The organism is Caulobacter sp. FV1ye6ST, from assembly GCF_058681225.1.
This window is the reverse complement of the sequence record NZ_CM178733.1, coordinates 1,696,758-1,714,218: the sequence shown is the minus strand read 5'-3', so window position 1 is coordinate 1,714,218 and position 17,461 is coordinate 1,696,758. Positions and strand designations below refer to the sequence as shown.

Below are 17,461 nucleotides of genomic sequence, written 5' to 3'. Positions count from 1 at the left end.
TCGCAAGACCGTTTCCGCCGCTGTTTCAGGCGTGAAATCTAGGCGTGACGGGGGCGTGACAGGGAACTCTCATGGAAAACGTCCAAAGCACCGCCCAGAGCGACGCCGACGCCCAGCGTGGTGCGGCTCCGCGCATCCTCATCGTCGACGACGATCCCGGCATCCGTGACGTCGTCTCCGATTTTCTCAGCCGTCACGGCTACGCCGTCGAGACGGCCCAGGACGCCCGCACCATGGAGCAGGTCCTGGCGCGCGGTCCGATCGACCTGATCGTCCTGGACATCATGCTGCCCGGCGAGGACGGTCTGGCTATCTGCCGCCGCCTATCGTCGACCAATGACGGCCCGGCGATCATCATGCTCTCGGCCATGGGCGAGGACACCGACCGCATCGTCGGCCTGGAGCTCGGGGCCGACGACTACCTGCCCAAGCCCTGCAATCCGCGCGAGCTGCTGGCCCGCGTTCGCGCCGTGCTGCGTCGCCGGCAGGAGCCGCGCGCCGTCGACGACGCCATGGGCGCGGCCTGCGAGTTCGCCGGCTGGCGTCTGGACCTCGTCCGCCGCGAACTGCGCTCGCCACAGTCGGTGGTGGTGAATCTTTCCAGCGGCGAGTTCTCGCTTCTGCGCGCCTTCGTCGAGCGGCCTCAGCGGGTCCTGACCCGCGACCAGCTGCTGGACCTGGCCCGAGGCCGTGACAGCGACGCCTATGACCGGGCCATCGACGTCCAGATCAGCCGGCTTCGCCGCAAGCTGGACGACGGCGGCGGCAGCGAGCTGATCCGCACGATCCGCAGCGAAGGCTACATGTTCACCGCCAAGGTCGTCCGCACCCCATGACCCTTTTCCGGCGCGGCGCGCCGCTGTTCGTCCAGGCCCTGGGGCTGGTGATCGTTACCCTGGTGGCGGCCCAGCTGATCGCGATCGCGGTTATCTTCACCCTGCCGCCGCCGCCGCCCGAGTTCTATCGGTCCAGCGAGATCGCCCGCGCCCTGAAGACCGGTCAACCCGTGCAGCCGCGCGACGGTCGCCTGCTGGTCGTCAAGCAGCGCGTCACCCTGCACCCCATGGGTCAGGACACCCCGCGTCGTATCGACTTCAAGACCGATATCAGCCGCGCGGTCGACGTGCCGGTCAACCGCATCGAGCTGCAGATCGACAACGGCCCACGCTTCTTCGTGCGCCGCACGCCGGTGACGCCGCCCAAGCCCGATGCGCCGCCTCGAGGCCCCAGCGCCCGCGAGCCGTTCGCCCGCGAGGGCGGCGGCCCCGGAGTTCCCGGCGGTCCGCCTGGCGCGCGCGGCAAGGGCGTCGACGAGCCGCTGATCTTCGGCGACTTCAAGCTGGGCGTGCGCCAGAGCGATGGCCGCTGGCTGGTGGTCGAACCCAAGCCCACCTTCCGCTTCGACAACTGGCAGCAGCGCGTGCTGCTGATCCTCCTGCTGTCGGTGATCGCCGTCACGCCGCTGGCCTGGCTGTTCGCCCGCCGTCTGGCCCAGCCGATCACCGCCTTCGCCGACGCCGCCGAGCGCTTGGGCAAGGACCCGCGCACCCCGCCGCTGAGCATCTCCGGCTCGGGCGAGGTGGTCGCCGCCGCCAAGGCCTTCAACATGATGCAAGAGCGCCTGCGGCGCTATGTCGAGGACCGCACGGCCATGGTAGGCGCCATCGCCCACGACCTGCGCACGCCCCTGACCCGCCTGAAGTTCCGCATCGAGGCCGTGCCCGACGACATCCGCCCCAAGTTGGCCGCCGATATCGACCAGATGGAGGCGATGATCGCCGCCACCCTCGGCTTCGTGCGCGACACCCAGCGCCCGGCCGAGCGCACCAAGCTGGAGCTCTCCTCCCTGGTCGAGAGCGTGATCGACGAGGCCGCCGAGACGGGCGGCGACGCCATCGTCGAGCGAACCGAGAAAACGGTGATCGAGGGCGACCCGGTGGCTCTCAAGCGCCTGGTCGCCAATCTGGTCGAGAACGCCCTTAAATATGGCGTGCGAGCCCGAGGCCGGGTCTATGCCGAGGACCACATGGCGATCATCGAGGTCGACGACGATGGCCCCGGCATCCCCGCCAGCGAGCTGGAGCGGGTGTTCGAACCCTTCTATCGCGGCGAGCCCTCGCGCAATCGCGAGACGGGCGGCAACGGCCTGGGCCTGGCGGTCGTACGCTCGCTGGCCCGCGCTCACGGCGGCGATGTGATCCTGGCCAACCGCCCGGGCGGCGGCCTGCGGGCCAGCGTAAGGATCCCGGCCTAGGACTGGCCGCCAAGATTGCGGCGGAAACGGACGGCTTTGTTGCGGCGGCGCAAGGCCGAGCGCGCGCCTGACATCACAGGGACATCCCAACCGGTTTCAAAGCTTGGCTGGATGGAGACTTACCGGATGATCTTTCGCTCGCTTGGCCTGACCGCCGTCCTCGCCGCCACCTTGGCCGCCTGCGCCAGCGCGCCGCCGGAAGGGCCCGAGAGCCATCGCCGTCCTGGCGGACGCGGTGGTCCGCTCGGCGAAGGCGGCGGCGCGCAGATGGCCGGCCCGCAGCTGTTCATCAGCCCGGCCGGCGAGCCGTTCCGCGCCCCGCCCGGCGCGCCCTACCCCGTCGCCGACTGGTTCGCCGGCGCCGACGCCAATCACGACGGCGCCCTGTCGCGCGATGAGTTCGTGGCCGACTCCTTGCGCTTCTTCGGCGTGGTCGACGCCGACCACAATGGCGTCATCGACGGCTTCGAGGTGGCGGCCTACGAGCAGCGCATCGCCCCCGAGATCATCGGCGGCGCGGCTCCCGGCGCGATGCGGCGCGGCCCACGCGGCCTGGGCGTGACCGAGGGCCAGCAGGACGGTCCGAGCGACGACGATATGTCGCCCAGCCACCGCCAACGTCAGCAGCGCACCAATGTCCTGCAGGGCGCCTCGCTGTTTGGCCTGATCGCCGAGCCCGAGCCGGTCATGGCCGCCGACGGCAATTTCGATCGCCGTATCAGCAAGGACGAGGCCGCCAAGGCGGCGAGGACGCGCTTTGCCCTTCTCGACACCAACAAGGATGGCCTGCTGACGCTGGCCGAGCTTCCCAAGACGCCGGTCCAGGGCGGCCTGCGCGCGGGCGCGGGCCCGGGCGGCGGCAAGGGCAAGATGGGCGGCCACGGCGGGGGAAGGCGAGGCGGCCCGGGCGGCGGCGGCGGTCGTCGCGGCTAGCTACCGACCAGGCTGGCGATGATGTTGATCCCCAGGGCCAGGATGGCGGTGTTGTAGAAATAGGCGGCCGCCGCGTGGGCTGTCACCAGCTTGCGTAGCTTCGAGGTCAGGATGCTGTTGTCCGACACCTGGAAGGTCGCGCCGACGCTGAAGGCCAGATAGGCGAAGTCCATGTAGCCTGTCGGTTGCTCGCCCGGGAACTCGATGCCCGGCTTGCCGGAGCCGTCGCCGAAATTGCGGTGGGCGTAGTGCAGGACGAAGGCCGACTGCAGCACCAGCCACGATAGCACCAAGGTCACGCCGGCGCACGCGGTCACGAAGGCCTTCGTATCGCCCGACGCGTGCTTGGCCGAGATCATGGCGTCGACCACCGCCCACAGGCTGGCGGCGATGGCGGCCAGGACGATCAGCAGCAGGACAGGCACGCCCTCGTCCTCCTGGGCGGCGCGCGAGCGCACCTTGGCCTCATCGGCCTTCAGAAAAAGCGTCCAGGTCGTCAGCAGATAGACAGCGGCGGCGGCGTCCCAGCCCAGAAGAAGGTGCGCGGCATGCGGCGCGCCCAAATATTTCGCCGCCAGCCACACAGCGATTCCGGCGCCCTGCGCGACGGCTAGACGCCAGTGCGACGCGGCCCGACCGACCATGTGTTTGGTCTTGCGAGGCATTCTCCGACGACTCCTCAAACGGGCGCTTGTCCCTGTGCGGCGTAATTAGTGCGAACTCACGGTGAACCGAAAGCCTCTTCGCTGGTTACTTTACCGGAACGCGCAGGAGACGACGCCAGTGACCGACCCAGACTCCCCGCCCCCGCCCGAGCCTAAACCGCCCGAGTACGAGCCGGGGGTCGTCCCCGTCGAGGAGCCCCCCACCTCGCCGCCGGTCGATCCAGGGGACGACCGTCCCTATGACGCCTGATCCTTATTCGTACCGCCTGTGACCAGACTAGGAGCCCCACATGGACACCGATAGCGAACGTCCCCGCGGCCGTCGCGGTTTCGCCGCCATGGACCCGGAACGCCGCCGTGAGATCGCCAGGAAGGGCGGAGCTAGCGTGCCCAGTGAAAAGCGCAGCTTCGCCAAGGACCGTGATCTGGCGGCCAACGCCGGCCGAAAAGGCGGCTCTTCCTCGCGCGGCGCTCGCCCAGGCGAGCGCGCGCTTTAGAAGCCGACCCATCCACGACCTTGACGCGCCGGTCCCTTTTGGAACCGGCGCGTTTTGGTATTCAGATAGCTCCGGCTCCAAGTTTTCGGAACCGGCGCATCGTCGTCCATTCAGGTCAGGCGGTTAGCGCGTAAACCGCGAAGGTCGGGTCCTCGCTGATCCAACGCTGGGCCACGGTCCAGCCGGCGCGGCGGGCGATGCCCTCGAAGGCCTCGGACGGGTACTTGTATGAATTCTCGGTGTGGATGGTCTCGCCGGCGGCAAACCGAAAGCCGTAGTCGCCGACCATGACGATTTGGTCGCGCGTGCTCTCCAGATGCATCTCGATACGGCTCTCGTCCGCATTCCACACCGCCTTGTGAGCGAAGGCGGCCGGATCGAAGTTGCCGCCAAGCTCGCGATTGATGTGGACCAGGACATTGCGGTTGAACGCCGCCGTCACGCCCTGAGCGTCGTCATAGGCCGGGATCAGCACCCCGGGGTCCTTGGCGACATCGGCTCCGACGATGAACAGCGAGCCCTCGCCCAGCAACGCCCGGGCCCGTCGCAGCAGCGCCTCGGCCTCGTCGGGCGCGAAGTTGCCGATCGTCGAGCCGGGGAAGAAGCCGACGGGCGTGTGGCCCTTGGCGCCGTCCGGCAGTTGGATGGCCTTGGTGAAGTCTTCGACCAGCGGAGCGACCGCGAGGTTCGGATAGTCCTGGCGCAGGCTGGCCGCGGCTTCGTCCAGGGCGGAAGGGCTGATGTCGATGGGCGCGTAGACGGCGATCTGGGGCGCGGCGTCCAGCACGATGCGGGTCTTGGTGCTGGCCCCACTGCCGAACTCGACCAGCACCGCGCCGTCGGGGATGCGGGCCGCCAGTTCCGGCGCGATCTGGCGCAGCAGCGCCGTCTCGGTGCGGGTCAGGTAGTATTCGGGCAGCTCGCAGATCGCCTCGAACAGGCGCGAGCCCTCGGCGTCGTAGAAGTATTTGGCCGACAGGGTCTTGGGCGTGGCCGACAGGCCGCCGACGACCTCGTCCAGGAAACGGTCGCCCGGCTTGACCTCGACCAGGCGGTCGTCATCGGCCAGGCGCACGCCGCCGAACATCCAGCGACTGCCGGGGTGGAAGAAATTGCGGTAGGTCGCGCGCGAATGGCCGGGCGGGGTGGCCTCGCAGCCGCCGCGCAGCACCATCTGGCTGACCATGAACTTGCCGTTGTACTCGCCCAGCGCGCCCGGGCTCGGCTTGAAGCCCGGATAGGCGCTGTAGGCGCTAGCGGTCCACTGCCAGGCCGCGCCGCACAACTGGCGAAGGGTCGACGGGGCGCCGGTGGCCGTCGCCGCGGCTTCCCACTCGGCCTCGGTCGGCAGGCGACGGCCAGCCCAGGCGGCGTAGGCGGCCGCCTCGTAATAGCTGACATGGACGACGGGAACGTTGGGGTCGACCGGATGGCGGCCGCGCAGGGTCATGGTGGTCCAGGCCCCGCTCTCGTCGCGTCGCCAATAACCGGGGGCCTCCCAGCCCTCCTCGTTGACCTTGGCCCAGCCCTCGGAGAGCCACAGGTCGGCGCGGCCGTAACCGCCGGCCTCGATGAAGGCCAGCCACTCGCCATTGGTCACCAGGCGATCGGACAGGCGGAACGGCGCGACATAGGTCTTGTGCCGCGGCCGCTCGTTGTCGAACGCAAAGCCCGCCGCGCCGTTTTCGTTGCCAGGCGCGCCGATCTCGATCAGGCCGCCGGCGAAGCGGTGGAAACGCTGCGGCCCCGGATCCGGACGCGGCGTCGCGGCGCCGGGCTGGTAGGCCGGATTCAGCGGCGACTGAGCGAACAGGTGCAGGATGTCCATCAGGATCAGCTCCTGATGCTGCTCCTCATGATTCAGGCCGAGTTCGAGGCGCTCGCGGATCTCCGTCGTCAGCGGACCGGCCAGCAGGCGGACCATGGCCGCGTCGACGTGGGCGCGATAGGCGCCGACCTCTTGAGCGGACGGCCGGGTCAGCAGACCGCGCTGAGGCCTTGGCTGCCTGGGGCCAACCGCCTCGTAGTACGAATTGAAGATGTAGTTGAAGCGCGGGTCATGCACCGCATAGCCGGGCAGGAACGGCGTCAGAAGGAAGGTCTCGAAGAACCAGGTCGTATGCCCCCGGTGCCACTTGGTCGGGCTGGCGTCCGGCATCGACTGGGCCGACTGGTCCTCGGGCGACAGCGGCGCGGCCAGGACCTCCGTGCGGCGGCGCACCCGCCGATAGAGATCAGTCAGGACATCCGCCGAGGCGTCGGCGAGGTCCATCACGGGCAGTTCGTCCGGGATCATGGTGGCTCCTGCGAGCTAAAGCGGCGCTGGGCCAAGGCCCCGATCGACGACAACGTTCCGAGAACTTCGGTGTTCCCAGTCATGGTTACAACCAGGTGCGTCTCGCCCTGCTGCCAGCCTATGGCAGCAGCCCGTCCGCAAGCTTGAACGCGACAGCTGCACGAGGCGAATTTTTCGACAGCAAGCTGGAGGGTAAACGCTCGCTGCAACGTCTAGCAAACGGAGGACGCCAGCACGCCCCTTACGGCTGGCGTACCTGCCGGTCGGGGAATTGAGCAGCCTCGACCGGCGCTTCCTCTCCACCCTTCACGCGTTGATCGGCGCCTCCAGCAGCCCAGTTAGGACGGCCTGCAGCACCTCGGTGGCGCGTTTGGGCGACAGGTCCTGATCGCGGCGCAGCCGGCTCCAGGCGTCGAAGCTCAACAGCAGATCCATGGCCTCGAACCGGATCCGGTCCTTGGCCAGTTCGGCCGGCAACTGGGCGCGCAGGATGTCGCGCGAGATCTCCACCATCTTGGCGTTGTCGACGGCCAAGGCCGGCGACTGGTGGCGGTGAACCTCGGATGCGCGCTTGAACGGGGCGATCTTCTCGTACGCCCAGCCGCGGCGCTCGACCAGCTCCAGCACCCGCTCGCGCCAGCTCTCGCCCTTGAACGGCGAGTGGACCAGAGCCATCAGCTCGGTCGTGATCACCGCCGACATCTCGCTATACAGGCTGTCCAGATCCTTGAAGTGGCGGAAGACCGTGCGAAGGCCGACATCGGCGCGGGCCGCGACCAGTTCGGCCGACGGCGAGACGCCGCCTTCGCGCACCAGCTCCAACATGGCCTGGACGATGCGGGCGCGGCTGTCTTGCGAGCGCTTGCGGCGGCCATCGATCGCGACTTCGGGCGCGGCGTCGACTCCCGGACGAAGATTGCGCGCGGCGGAACTCACGGCCCAGGGCTCTCCCAACTATCGCCCCTGCTTAGACCCGTGGCGCGCCGACGGCCACCTCAAAGCTTCAGGAGGTCGAGCCTGTTGGACCATTTGATCTCGGTGGAGCCGGCCGGCAGGCTGGCGAAGTCGCCGTCGCGGCCCACCTTCATCGGCCCGCCGAAGATCGCCCGCGAGCGCCCCAGGAACGGCCCCTCCAGCGCACGGACCGGCAGCGGCGGGATGATGTGGTAGAACAGCACCTCCCTCACCCCCGCCGTCTTGGCCTCGCTGGCCACCGTCTCCGGCGCGGTGTGATAGTCCAGGATGTCGTGGAAGATGTGGGCGTAGTTCGTGCGCCCGGCCTTCTCGGCGACATCCTGCTGGATCGCCACCAGGTTCGGCGACAGGCCTTCGTGGACCAATAGGTCGACGCCCTTGGCCGCCTTGACCAGCCGCTCCGACGGCCCGGTGTCGCCGCTGATCACGGCGGTGCGGCCCTTGTATTCGAAGCGATAGGCGACGGCGGGATGGACCGGGTCGTGCTTGACCGGGAAGGCCCAGACCTTGAGGCCCGGCTTCTCGAGCACCAGCACGTCGGGGCCGTTCGGATCGGCGGTGAAGACGTGCGTGACCGCGCCGAAGCCCGAGGGCGGCATGACGGCTTCACCGTGGTGGGCGACGCGATAGCCACGATCCAGGGTGTAGGCGTCCTGGAAGCCCTTCACGACTTGGTCGAGGCCCGGGGGTCCGTAGATCGGCAGCGGCGCGTGCGCGGCTCCGCCGCCCCAGCGCTGCAGCATCAGCTCGCCCAGGTCGGCGATATGGTCGGAATGGTAGTGAGTGACGAACGCCGCGCTCAGGCGGGGCGGAGGCAGGTTCATCAGCAGCATGTTGCGAGTCGAGCCCGAGCCGGAGTCGACGACGAACAGGTCCCGGCCCGCCACCACCGCCACGCAGGGCCCCGCGCGCGTCGGATCCGGCATCGGCGCGCCCGAGCCGCAGAGGCCGACGTGCAGGCCGTCCGGCAGCTCGGCCAGCGGATCGGTCGCCAGGGCCGTCTCATAGAGTTTCCGCATGCCCGCCTCGGCAAGCTGCGCACGAAACAGCCACGCCACACCCAAGGCGATGGCGACCACGCCAGCCACGGCGCCCAACCCGATCCAGACCTTGCGCATATGTTCCTCCCAGAACTTGACCCAGTAGCGCCATAATGGCACTCATAGTGTCAATAGAAATCCGCCAAGCGGTGTCGAGGGAGAGCGAAATGGACGTGTTGCGCACGCCGGACGAACGGTTCGAGGGCCTGGCCGACTGGCCTTATCTCCCCCGCTACACGGCGGTGGCGGACGCCGACGGGACCGCCCTGCGCATCCACCATGTCGACGAAGGCCTCAAGGATCAGCGGCCGATCCTGCTGATGCACGGCGAGCCTTCGTGGGCCTATCTGTATCGCAAGGTCATCGCCGACCTGTCGGCCCGCGGCCGTCGGGCCATCGCGCCGGATCTCGTCGGCTTCGGCCGTTCGGACAAGCCGGCCGCTCGCGCCGACTACACCTATGAGCGGCACGTGGCCTGGATGAGCGACTGGCTTGTCCAGAACGACCTCAAGGACATCGTCCTCTTCTGCCAGGACTGGGGTGGCCTGATCGGCCTGCGCCTGGTGGCGGCGTTCCCGGAGCGCTTCTCGGCCGTGGTCGTCTCCAACACCGGCCTGCCCGTAGGCTCGGGCAAGAGCGAGGGCTTCGAAGCCTGGCTGAACTTCAGCCAGAACGTTCCGGAATTGCCCATCGGCTTCATCCTGAACGGCGGCACGGCGCGCGACCTGTCCGACGCGGAGCGCGCGGCCTACGACGCGCCCTTCCCCGACGAAACCTACAAGGAAGGCGCGCGGATCTTTCCGGCCCTGGTGCCGATCACGCCGGAGCACGCCTCGGTGGCCGAGAACAAGGCCGCCTGGGCGGTGCTGGAGACGTTCGACAAGCCGTTCATTACCGCCTTCAGCGACGCCGACGCGATCACCCGCGGCGGCGAGGCGGTGTTCCAGTCCCGCGTGCCGGGCGCCAAGACCGTCGCTCACACGACGCTGAAAGGCGGCCACTTCGTGCAGGAAGACAGCCCCGGCGAAATCGCGGCCCTGCTCGATGGCCTGGTCGCCAGCCTGGCGCAAAAGGAGATCGCCGAATGAACGTCGTCAATCAGGTCTTTCCCTCGCCCGAGCAATTCCAAGAGTTCTTCGGCGCCCCCGAGGACGGGCCGTTCGTGATGGTCAATCTGCTGAAGTTCCGCGACAAGGCCGAGTATGAGGACGGCTCTGAACCGGACCTAAGCGGTCGTGAAGCCTATAACCGTTACGGCGTCGAGGTCGCCAAGCTGGTCAGGGAACTCGGCGGCCAGATCCGCTACAACGGCCCGGTTACCGGCCTGATGATCGGCGAGGTCGAGGAGATGTGGGACGCGGTCGCCCTGGCCGAATACCCGTCCCTGGCCGCCTTCCAGAAAATGGCCCTGTCCGCGGAAATGCACGCCATCGAGCACCACCGTAAGGCGGGCCTGGCCGGACAGCTGAACATCCGCACCAAGCCGGCCCCGGGCGTCTAAAGCGCATCAGGCGAAGTGTGAACGGTTTCGCCGCCCGGACACGCGGTTAAGCTAAGAGCCGCGGTACACCGTCCGGAATCCGATGTGCGAGGCCCCCCCGTCGGGCGGTCCGGGCGTGCGGGCCGCCGGGCGGTAGCGGAAGCAGTAGTCGTCGGCGCACAGGAACGAGCCGCCCTTGACCACGTGCTTGGGCGTGTTCGGCTCGCCGGGGTCGAGGGCGCGGATCTCGGGCGGACCGCCGGCCTCGATGATGCTGGCGACCTCCAGGCCGGGCTTGAACCAGTCCTTGGTCCATTCCCAGACATTGCCGGCCATGTCCACGAGGCCATAGCCGTTGGGCGGATAGCAGCCGACCGGCGCGGCCCGCGCCTTGTAGCCGTCGCTGCCCAGGTCCTGGACAGGAAAGACGCCCTGCCAGGTGTTGGCGCGCGGGTGCTGGGGATCGGCCGGCTGGTCCCCCCAGGCGTAACGCTTGCCTACGAGGCCGCCGCGCGCTGCGTACTCCCACTCGGCCTCGGTCGGCAGGTCGCGACCCAGCCACTTGGCGTAGGCCAGGGCGTCCTCCCAGGCGATGTGGACCACCGGCCAGGCCTCGCGGCCGCGGATGTTCGAGCGCGGACCGTCCGGATGTCGCCAGTCCGCGCCGGGGATCACCCGCCACCATTGCGAGGGATCGTCCGACCTCGCCCCCTTCGCCCCCACGAAGACGAGCGAGGCCGGACGCCGCTGCGCCGCCGACAACTGGGCGTAGCGCGCGGGATCGAGCGGTCGTTCGGCCAGGGTGCGATAGCCCGTGGCCGCGACGAACCGCGCGAAGGCGGCGTTGGTGACTTCCGTGCGGTCGATCCAGAACGGCGCGACCTTCACGGTCCGTGGAGGCCCCTCCTCCGGCCGCAGGGGCGCCGCGCCCATGGCGAACTCGCCGCCCGCGATGCGGACCATGCCGACCGTGCGGTGCGCGGGATCGGCGATGGCCAGGTCCGTCAGGCAGGCCTTCGGCGCCGGCTTGCACGCCGCCAGCGCCAGGACCGCCAGAAGCGCCAAACCCGAGGAGGAAAGCGTCCTCAGTTGTCCCAATACACGTACTCGTCGCTGGCCTTGGCCTTCTGACCACCCGGATGGTCGATATAGAAAGCGCCGGAGATCAGCGAGGGCCAGGCGGGCTTGACCATCTGGCTGTCCAACTGGGCCAGGATCGCCTGCATCTCCTTGAGCTTGTCCGGTCGGGTCTTGGAAAGCTCGTGACGCTCCGTCGGGTCGGTGTTGAGGTCGAACAGCCAGACCTTGTTCGGCTCCTGGGCGACCTGCAGCTTCCAGCCGCCGGCCATCACCGTCTTGTAGCGGCCAGAGCGCCAGTACATGGCCTTGTGCGGATCGCCGCTGGCCTTGCCCTTGACGAACGGCACGAGGTCGACGCCGTCGATCACGCGGTCTTTCGGCGGGGTCGCGCCGGCCGCCCCCGCGGCGGTGGCGAAGATGTCCACGTGGCCGACGGGGCTGCGATAGACCGCCCCCGCCGGCAATTGGCCCGGCCAGCGGAGCAGGAACGGCACGTGGATGCCGCCTTCGAAGAAGGTCGCCTTCCAGCCGCGATAAGGCCGGTTGATGTCGGGCAGACCGATATAGTTGGCCCCGCCGTTGTCGGAGGTGAAGATCACCAGGGTGTTGTCGTCCAGCCCCTTGTCCTTCAACGCCTGCAGCACACGGCCGATATTGCGGTCAAGGTTGCGGACCATGGCCCCGTAGACGCGCAGGCGGTGATCCTTGATCTGGGGCAGCGCGTCGTAGTCGGCCTTGGGCGCCTGCAGCGGCGTGTGGACGGCGTTGTAGGCCAGGTACATGAAGAACGGCCGGTTCCTGTTGGCGTCGATCGACTTGATCGCCTCGTCCGTCAGGTAGTCGGTCATGTAGGTCGAAGGGTTGAACATCTTCGAGCCGTTGTACTGCACGGCGAACGGCAGAGCGCCCCACAGGAACTTGTCGATCGGATCCCAATCCTGGCGCGACTCCTCGACGGACGGGTCGCCGACGGGCGCGAACAGCGAGGCGCCGGCCATGAACCCGAGACTCTCATCGAAGCCCTGATCCTCGGGCCGCGAGCCCTTGGCGCCGCCCAGGTGCCACTTGCCCAGATGGACGGTGTGATAGCCGCGGGTCTTCAGGGCTTCGGCGATGGTGATCTCGGTCGAGGGCACGGCCTCGGTATTGTCGTCCTTCGGCGTGTTCTTCACCTCGTCCTTGTTGAAGTGCGAAGGGTGCAGCGCGTCGCCCTGATGGCCGCCGACGACGCGTGAGAAGGCCACCGGCGTGGGCGTGAACTCAAAGCCGAAACGGGTGGCGTAGCGGCCGGTCATGATCGCCGCGCGCGACGGGGCGCAGGTGGCGTTGCCGCTGTAGCCGTTGGCGAAGGTGACGCCCTGGTGGGCGATCGAGTCGATCGCTGGGGTCGGCACGGCGCCGTTCGCCACGCCGCCGCCATTCAGGGTGATGTCGTTGTAGCCCAGGTCGTCGGCCAGGATGAACACCACGTTCGGCGGCCGTTGCCCGGCCGGACTCGCGACCGGGCCTCGCGCCCAGGTCACCGCGTGGTTGGCCTCGATCTTCGGCTGCTTGGCGCGCGCGAGCATGATGATCAGGTCGAAGCGGAAATGCCAGGCCGCCGCGCCGGCCGCGACCAGCACCACGACGATCCCCGTGAACAACTTCCAGGCCTTCATGCGCGCCTCCCTCTTATCGTTCACAGGAGCATATATTGACATTCATCGTGCCGCTAGATGTCATGCGCCCGACAGTTGGGAGGCCGTCATCATGTCCCTGCGCGCCCAGATCATGCGAAGCGTGACCACCGTCCTGACCAGCCCGGCGCGACGCCGGATGGCCCGCGACCTGGCCGCCGTCTCCGCCCGACTTCGCGGCGAACGTCCGACCGTCCGCTATTTTCATCAGGCCGACGATCCCTATTCGCACCTGGCCGTACAGATGCTGCCGCGCCTGCGCGCTCGATACGGCGTGGAGATCGATCCCTATCTGGTCCCGCCGCCCGAGGACTCCGCCGCGCCCGATCGCGAGCGCCTGCGCGCCTACGGCCTGCGCGACGCCGCCCGCCTGGCGCAGGCCCGGGGCGTCGGCTTCCCCGCCAACGCGCAATTGCCCTCGGCCGAGGACGTGCGCCGCCTACAAGGGGTTCTGGCCGACGCGATCGCGCGCGAACGGTTCGAGGACGTCGCCTCGGCGGCCGGCGCGGCCCTGTGGTCGGGCGACACCAAGACCCTGGCCGGAATGGCCGCCTGGACTAGCGGCCAGGACCCGGACCTCCGCGACGACCTGCTGACCTTCAGCCAGCAGCGTCGCGCGCGATTGGGCCACTATCTGGGCGGCATGTTCCACTTCGAGGGCGAGTGGTTCTGGGGCGTCGATCGCCTGGGCCATCTGGAGGCCCGCCTCGCGGCGCGCGGCCTGGACCGCGAGCCCGGAACCCCGCTTTTGGCCCCCGCCCTGGAGCCGACCCTGTTGGCGGCGCCCGGCGCGTCCAAGGCGACGATCGAGGCCTGGTTCTCGTTCCGTAGTCCCTATTCCTGGCTGGTCCTGCCGCGTCTCCGCCAGCTGGCCCGAGCCCATGGCGCGACGCTGCGGCTGCGGCCGATCCTGCCGATGGTCATGCGCGGCCTGGCCGTGCCCCGCGTGAAGACCGTCTACATCACCCTGGACTGCAAGCGCGAGGCCGAGCGCCTCGGACTGCCGTTCGGCAAGATCGTCGACCCCGTGGGGGCCGGGGCCGAGCGCGCCTTGGCGGTGCTGCACCACGCGATCGACCTGGGACTGGGCGAGGAATTCGCCGAGTCGGGCCTGAAGGCGGCCTTCGCCGACGGCCTGGCCCTGGCCGAGGATGGCGGTCTCTATGCCGCCGCCCGCCGGGCCGGCCTCACCGACGCCCAGACCGCCACGGCCCTGGCCGATGACAGCTGGCGCGACCGCGTCGAGGCCAACCGCGCCGCCCTGCTGGACGCCGGTCTGTGGGGCGCGCCGACCTTCCGGGTCCGGGGCCAAGAGGCGCACTGGGGCCAGGACCGGCTGTGGATGCTGGAAGACGACCTCCGCGCGGCGACGGCGCCGACGAAGGCCTATGCGCCGAACGGATTGTCCGGATAGACCGACGCGCCTTTCGCGGCCTCGCCCTGCTCCGCGCGACCGCAGATCTCCAGGGCCGTCAGGGCGTAGATCAGGGCGCTGTCGGCCAAGTCCTTCGGCGTCGGCCGCCAGCGCTTCGGCCCCGTGGTGATGGCCGGGACGCGGTGCATGTTGAAGACATTGTGGTCGCGCCACATGCTTGAATAGACCGGGTTGGCGCGGGCGGCCGGCTGGCCAAGGCCCAGGCGCGTGGCGGCGTCCACCGCGCCGACCAGCGGCGCGACCTCCCTGGCGTCGGCCTCGAAGCCGTGGCGCACCACGACCGGCTCGACCTCGACTCGACCAACATCCGCCGCACGGACCATGGCCTCCAGGGCGTGCTGGACGTCGGCGGCCTTCTGGCGCGGGTTGAGGCCGACCTCGAGATAGAGGCTGACGACCTCGGTCCCGTCCCCGAACTGGAACGGCACGCCGCCCCGGATGGCGCACAGCTGGACCTTGGGCTCCGCGATCCCGCCGGCGCTCTCGTAGCGGCTGGCGGCTTCCCAGTCGCGGGTCCAGGCGTGGAGGGCGTCGGTCAACCTGCCGACGCGATAGATCGGATTGGGATGGTCGCCGGCCCGATCGGGATGGCGCAGCAGCGGCGTGAAAACGCCGTCGCCCCAAAGCCTTAGCCGGAACACCGCATAGCCGCAGCCGACGCTGGTCCAGCCGAAGTCGCATCCCTCGGCGGCGATGGCGTAGTCGGGCGCGACGCCGCCGTGGTGGAACAGGTAGTGAGCGCCGATGTCCTTGCCGAGAAACGCGATCCCGCGATGCTCCTCGATCGGCTCGGGTCCGATCTCGCCGGGACAGGCGGTCAAGTACATCTTCCCGGCCAGGCCGTAGCCCGCGGTCTTCAGCGCCTTGGCCGCGATCAGGAAGCAGCTGAGCGGTCCGCGATCATTGGCGATCGGGTAGCCGCGCAGCACACCGTCTTCCAGCCAGCAGCGCTCCCACTCCGGATCGGCCAGGGTGGCGGGACTGTACTTGTGGACGTCGAGATCGGGGTCACGCGTCGGGCTCTCGGTGTCGAGATGGGCGGTAAACAGCAGGTTCTTGCCGAACCGTTTTGTGCTTGCGCCCAGACCGCCATAGGTCCCGATAACGTTGAAGCGATCCTCGGTCGCCCCGACCTTGCGCGGCGAAAAGCCCTCACGGGCCAGCCAGTCGTGGACGAACTGGCCGGCCTCGCGCTCCTGGCCCGAGCGGCTGGGGATGTTGCCAAGCGTCAAGGCCAGCTCGGTCAGCTCGTCAGTGTCGATGGCGGCGGCGATGGCCTCGCGATCGGCTTGACTGACCATCAGGCGCTCCAGGCGGCGGCGACGCTGGCGGAGTCGGTCAGGATCGCGGTGTTCAGGTCCAGCATCTTCAGCGCCCCGGCGTGCAGGTCGGGCTCGTAGGCCGCGCAGGCGTCGGCGGCGACGAACACGTGGTAATCGAGGTTGAAGGCGTCCTTGGCCGTATCAGCGACACAACACTCGGTCGTCAGGCCGGCCATCACCAGCGTGTCGACACCGAGAGCCTTGAGCCGCGCATCGATGTCGGTGTCCCAGAACGGGCTATAACGGGTCTTGCGGAAAATAGGTTCGCCCGGCTGGGGCCGAGGTCCGACGAAGGCGCTGCCCGGTGCGCCGGCGCGGCAGAGCGCCGGGCTGGCTTCGGGATCGTTGCCGCGTCGGCGCATCCGCTCGTCCCAGACCTCCGAGTCGGTTTCAGGCGTCGTGAACAGACCCACGAACACCACCGGGACGTCCGCCGCCCGCGCGGCCTCGGCCAGGCGCTGGGCCGCCGCCAAGGCCGCCGGAACCGTCGAAAGGTCGAGGCCCCATCCGGCGGCCAGGCCCTCGGGCGAGGCGAAGTCGACCTGCATGTCGACGATCAGCAGCGCCGTGCGTCCGGGTGCGATCCAATGCTCAAGGTTCATGCGAAGGTCGTCCGCAGGCTAGGCAGGATCTCGGAGCCGAACATCGCCAGGCCTTCCACATAGTCGGGGAAGATCAGCATCAGCCCGTCCAGCTCGCACTCGGTCATGAAGCCCTCGACCTGCTCGCGACAGGTGGCGGGCGAGCCGATCAGGGTCTCGGTCATGAACGCCCCCTGCTTGTCGGCGGCGGCCCGCAGCTTGTCGGCTGGCACGCCCCAACTGGCCAGCATCGAGAGGATCGCGCCCATGTCCGCGCCCTCGGCGTAACGGCGAGCCAGGGTCTCGGCCCCAGCGTCGCTCTCGGCGTGGATGATCGTGCACATGGCGTAGGTGCGAACCGCCTTGCCCAGCTCGCCGGCCAGGGCCTTGGCGCGACGCGAGGCGTCGCGATGCTCGGCGCGCGAGCGGCCGCCGATGAAGCAGGCGTCGGCGTGGCGCACCGAAAACTGGAAGCCCCGGTCGGACATCCCCGCGCAGATCAGCTCGGGACGCGGCTTCGACAAGGGTTTGGGCTTGGACTGACAGTCCCTCATCGTGAAATACTTGCCGGCGAAGTCGACGCTGTCCTCAAGCCACAGGCGCTTGACGATGGTCGTCCACTCCTCGGCCAGGGCGTAGCGGTCGTCGTGGGACAGCGAATCGTCCCAGGCGCTCATCTGGTCGAACTCGGCCTTGTAGGCTCCCGCGACGATGTTCAGCCCGGCCCTGCCGCCGCTGATATGGTCGAGCGTCGCGATCATCTTGGCCGCGACCGCCGGATTTTGCAGCAGCGGATGGACCGTGGCCCATATGCGTACGTTGCTGGTCGCCTCGGCGATGGCCGCCATCAGCGTCACCGACTCCAGCGAGGTTCCCCAGTGGTCGGTCTCGCCGCCGAAGCCGCGGAACTTGCCCATCGACATCACGAAATCCAGCCCCGCTTGGTCGGCGGCCACGGCGGCGGCGCGGTTCTGGCCGTAGAGGCCGTCCAGGACGGGCGTGGTCTTGGAGACGATCCAGCCGCCATTGGCCACCGGCAGGAAGACGCCGAAATCCTTGTGCTGCGGGGGGCGCTGGAACATGCGGCGGATAATCACGCGCTTCGCCTCGCCGAACAACCGCGCTTGACGTCGGGTCCTTCAACGCCATCCGCACGCGGCTTCCCCGCGCCAGGACCGCATGAGGGAAAACAAAGGTCTTGGGCGAATGACAACGTGGGACTATCCA

Annotated in this window: 17 protein-coding genes; 8 read left to right on the top strand and 9 right to left on the bottom strand. The window is 68.8% G+C overall.

The features are described 5' to 3' along the window. Positions 1-71: 71 nt before the first annotated feature. From ACW175_RS08600 to ACW175_RS08590, 3 genes are all read left to right on the top strand, one after another. Positions 72-836 carry a response regulator gene (locus tag ACW175_RS08600; RefSeq protein ID WP_492104154.1) on the top strand — a complete coding sequence of 255 codons (765 nt, stop codon included), beginning with the start codon at positions 72-74 and terminating at the stop codon, positions 834-836. Then, complete coding sequence (locus ACW175_RS08595; RefSeq protein WP_492104153.1) at positions 833-2,254, top strand: ATP-binding protein; 1,422 nt, start codon at positions 833-835, stop codon at positions 2,252-2,254. The genes ACW175_RS08600 and ACW175_RS08595 overlap by 4 nt, the downstream gene beginning before the upstream one ends. Before the next feature lie 126 nt (positions 2,255-2,380). Continuing rightward, positions 2,381-3,187 carry an EF-hand domain-containing protein gene (locus ACW175_RS08590; protein ID WP_492104152.1) on the top strand — a complete coding sequence of 269 codons (807 nt, stop codon included), beginning with the start codon at positions 2,381-2,383 and terminating at the stop codon, positions 3,185-3,187. On the opposite strand, the gene ACW175_RS08585 is transcribed toward ACW175_RS08590, so the two are convergent. Then, positions 3,184-3,852: a DUF1345 domain-containing protein gene (locus tag ACW175_RS08585; RefSeq protein ID WP_492104151.1), complete on the bottom strand. Its 669-nt coding sequence runs from the start codon at positions 3,850-3,852 to the stop codon at positions 3,184-3,186. The two genes, ACW175_RS08590 and ACW175_RS08585, sit on opposite strands and share 4 nt — an antisense overlap. Positions 3,853-3,970: 118 nt before the next feature. On the opposite strand from ACW175_RS08585, the gene ACW175_RS08580 reads away from it, so the two are divergent. Continuing rightward, the gene (locus ACW175_RS08580) at positions 3,971-4,102 is read left to right on the top strand and encodes a hypothetical protein (protein WP_143324361.1); all 132 of its coding nucleotides are present in this window, start codon (positions 3,971-3,973) and stop codon (positions 4,100-4,102) included. Between the two features lie 40 nt (positions 4,103-4,142). Then, positions 4,143-4,349 (top strand): con-10 family general stress protein, encoded by a 207-nt coding sequence (locus ACW175_RS08575; protein ID WP_492104150.1) that lies wholly within the window; start codon positions 4,143-4,145, stop codon positions 4,347-4,349. 115 nt (positions 4,350-4,464) lie between these two features. Here ACW175_RS08575 and egtB read toward each other — a convergent pair whose 3' ends face one another. The 3 genes from egtB to ACW175_RS08560 form a co-directional block, all read right to left on the bottom strand. Then, positions 4,465-6,645 carry an ergothioneine biosynthesis protein EgtB gene (gene egtB / locus ACW175_RS08570; RefSeq protein ID WP_492104149.1) on the bottom strand — a complete coding sequence of 727 codons (2,181 nt, stop codon included), beginning with the start codon at positions 6,643-6,645 and terminating at the stop codon, positions 4,465-4,467. A 306-nt stretch (positions 6,646-6,951) separates the two neighbouring features. Further along, a complete protein-coding gene (locus ACW175_RS08565; RefSeq protein ID WP_492104148.1) occupies positions 6,952-7,581 on the bottom strand; it encodes a TetR/AcrR family transcriptional regulator in 630 nt (209 codons plus the stop codon). A 59-nt stretch (positions 7,582-7,640) separates the two neighbouring features. Continuing rightward, complete coding sequence (locus ACW175_RS08560) at positions 7,641-8,738, bottom strand: MBL fold metallo-hydrolase (protein ID WP_492104147.1); 1,098 nt, start codon at positions 8,736-8,738, stop codon at positions 7,641-7,643. A gap of 89 nt (positions 8,739-8,827) precedes the next feature. Between ACW175_RS08560 and ACW175_RS08555 the strand changes: the two genes are divergently transcribed. After that, positions 8,828-9,748, top strand: coding sequence for a haloalkane dehalogenase (locus ACW175_RS08555; RefSeq protein ID WP_492104146.1), 921 nt, complete (start codon positions 8,828-8,830; stop codon positions 9,746-9,748). Next, entirely contained in the window at positions 9,745-10,161 is a 417-nt protein-coding gene (locus ACW175_RS08550; RefSeq protein WP_492104145.1) for a DUF1330 domain-containing protein, read from the top strand. Before ACW175_RS08555 ends, ACW175_RS08550 begins: the two co-directional genes overlap by 4 nt. Positions 10,162-10,212: 51 nt before the next feature. On the opposite strand, the gene ACW175_RS08545 is transcribed toward ACW175_RS08550, so the two are convergent. After that, positions 10,213-11,205: a formylglycine-generating enzyme family protein gene (locus ACW175_RS08545; RefSeq protein ID WP_492104144.1), complete on the bottom strand. Its 993-nt coding sequence runs from the start codon at positions 11,203-11,205 to the stop codon at positions 10,213-10,215. 20 nt (positions 11,206-11,225) lie between these two features. Then, on the bottom strand, positions 11,226-12,878 hold the full coding sequence (locus ACW175_RS08540) for a sulfatase-like hydrolase/transferase (RefSeq protein WP_492104143.1): 1,653 nt from the start codon (positions 12,876-12,878) through the stop codon (positions 11,226-11,228). A gap of 91 nt (positions 12,879-12,969) precedes the next feature. Here ACW175_RS08540 and ACW175_RS08535 point away from each other — a divergent pair, with 91 nt between their 5' ends. Next, positions 12,970-14,310, top strand: coding sequence for a DsbA family protein (locus ACW175_RS08535; protein ID WP_492104142.1), 1,341 nt, complete (start codon positions 12,970-12,972; stop codon positions 14,308-14,310). Here ACW175_RS08535 and ACW175_RS08530 read toward each other — a convergent pair. From ACW175_RS08530 to ACW175_RS08520, 3 genes are read right to left on the bottom strand one after another with little or no spacing between them, the layout of a single operon-like run. Beyond that, complete coding sequence (locus tag ACW175_RS08530; RefSeq protein WP_492104141.1) at positions 14,283-15,632, bottom strand: zinc-binding metallopeptidase family protein; 1,350 nt, start codon at positions 15,630-15,632, stop codon at positions 14,283-14,285. The two genes, ACW175_RS08535 and ACW175_RS08530, sit on opposite strands and share 28 nt — an antisense overlap. Further along, complete coding sequence (locus ACW175_RS08525) at positions 15,632-16,255, bottom strand: cysteine hydrolase family protein (RefSeq protein WP_492104140.1); 624 nt, start codon at positions 16,253-16,255, stop codon at positions 15,632-15,634. Before ACW175_RS08525 ends, ACW175_RS08530 begins: the two co-directional genes overlap by 1 nt. Beyond that, complete coding sequence (locus tag ACW175_RS08520) at positions 16,252-17,316, bottom strand: LLM class flavin-dependent oxidoreductase (RefSeq protein WP_492104927.1); 1,065 nt, start codon at positions 17,314-17,316, stop codon at positions 16,252-16,254. Before ACW175_RS08520 ends, ACW175_RS08525 begins: the two co-directional genes overlap by 4 nt. Positions 17,317-17,461: the final 145 nt, after the last annotated feature.

What these genes read in the sequence shown, in the direction of transcription:
- ACW175_RS08540 (WP_492104143.1), bottom strand. Translation starts at nt 12,878, where the DNA reads ATGAAGGCCTGGAAGTTGTTCACGGGGATCGTCGTGGTGCTGGTCGCG.
- egtB (WP_492104149.1), bottom strand. Translation starts at nt 6,645, where the DNA reads ATGATCCCGGACGAACTGCCCGTGATGGACCTCGCCGACGCCTCGGCG.
- ACW175_RS08560 (WP_492104147.1), bottom strand. Translation starts at nt 8,738, where the DNA reads ATGCGCAAGGTCTGGATCGGGTTGGGCGCCGTGGCTGGCGTGGTCGCC.
- ACW175_RS08535 (WP_492104142.1), top strand. Translation starts at nt 12,970, where the DNA reads ATGTCCCTGCGCGCCCAGATCATGCGAAGCGTGACCACCGTCCTGACC.
- ACW175_RS08590 (WP_492104152.1), top strand. Translation starts at nt 2,381, where the DNA reads ATGATCTTTCGCTCGCTTGGCCTGACCGCCGTCCTCGCCGCCACCTTG.
- ACW175_RS08600 (WP_492104154.1), top strand. Translation starts at nt 72, where the DNA reads ATGGAAAACGTCCAAAGCACCGCCCAGAGCGACGCCGACGCCCAGCGT.
- ACW175_RS08530 (WP_492104141.1), bottom strand. Translation starts at nt 15,632, where the DNA reads ATGGTCAGTCAAGCCGATCGCGAGGCCATCGCCGCCGCCATCGACACT.
- ACW175_RS08595 (WP_492104153.1), top strand. Translation starts at nt 833, where the DNA reads ATGACCCTTTTCCGGCGCGGCGCGCCGCTGTTCGTCCAGGCCCTGGGG.
- ACW175_RS08575 (WP_492104150.1), top strand. Translation starts at nt 4,143, where the DNA reads ATGGACACCGATAGCGAACGTCCCCGCGGCCGTCGCGGTTTCGCCGCC.
- ACW175_RS08520 (WP_492104927.1), bottom strand. Translation starts at nt 17,316, where the DNA reads ATGTTCCAGCGCCCCCCGCAGCACAAGGATTTCGGCGTCTTCCTGCCG.
- ACW175_RS08585 (WP_492104151.1), bottom strand. Translation starts at nt 3,852, where the DNA reads ATGCCTCGCAAGACCAAACACATGGTCGGTCGGGCCGCGTCGCACTGG.
- ACW175_RS08555 (WP_492104146.1), top strand. Translation starts at nt 8,828, where the DNA reads ATGGACGTGTTGCGCACGCCGGACGAACGGTTCGAGGGCCTGGCCGAC.
- ACW175_RS08525 (WP_492104140.1), bottom strand. Translation starts at nt 16,255, where the DNA reads ATGAACCTTGAGCATTGGATCGCACCCGGACGCACGGCGCTGCTGATC.
- ACW175_RS08550 (WP_492104145.1), top strand. Translation starts at nt 9,745, where the DNA reads ATGAACGTCGTCAATCAGGTCTTTCCCTCGCCCGAGCAATTCCAAGAG.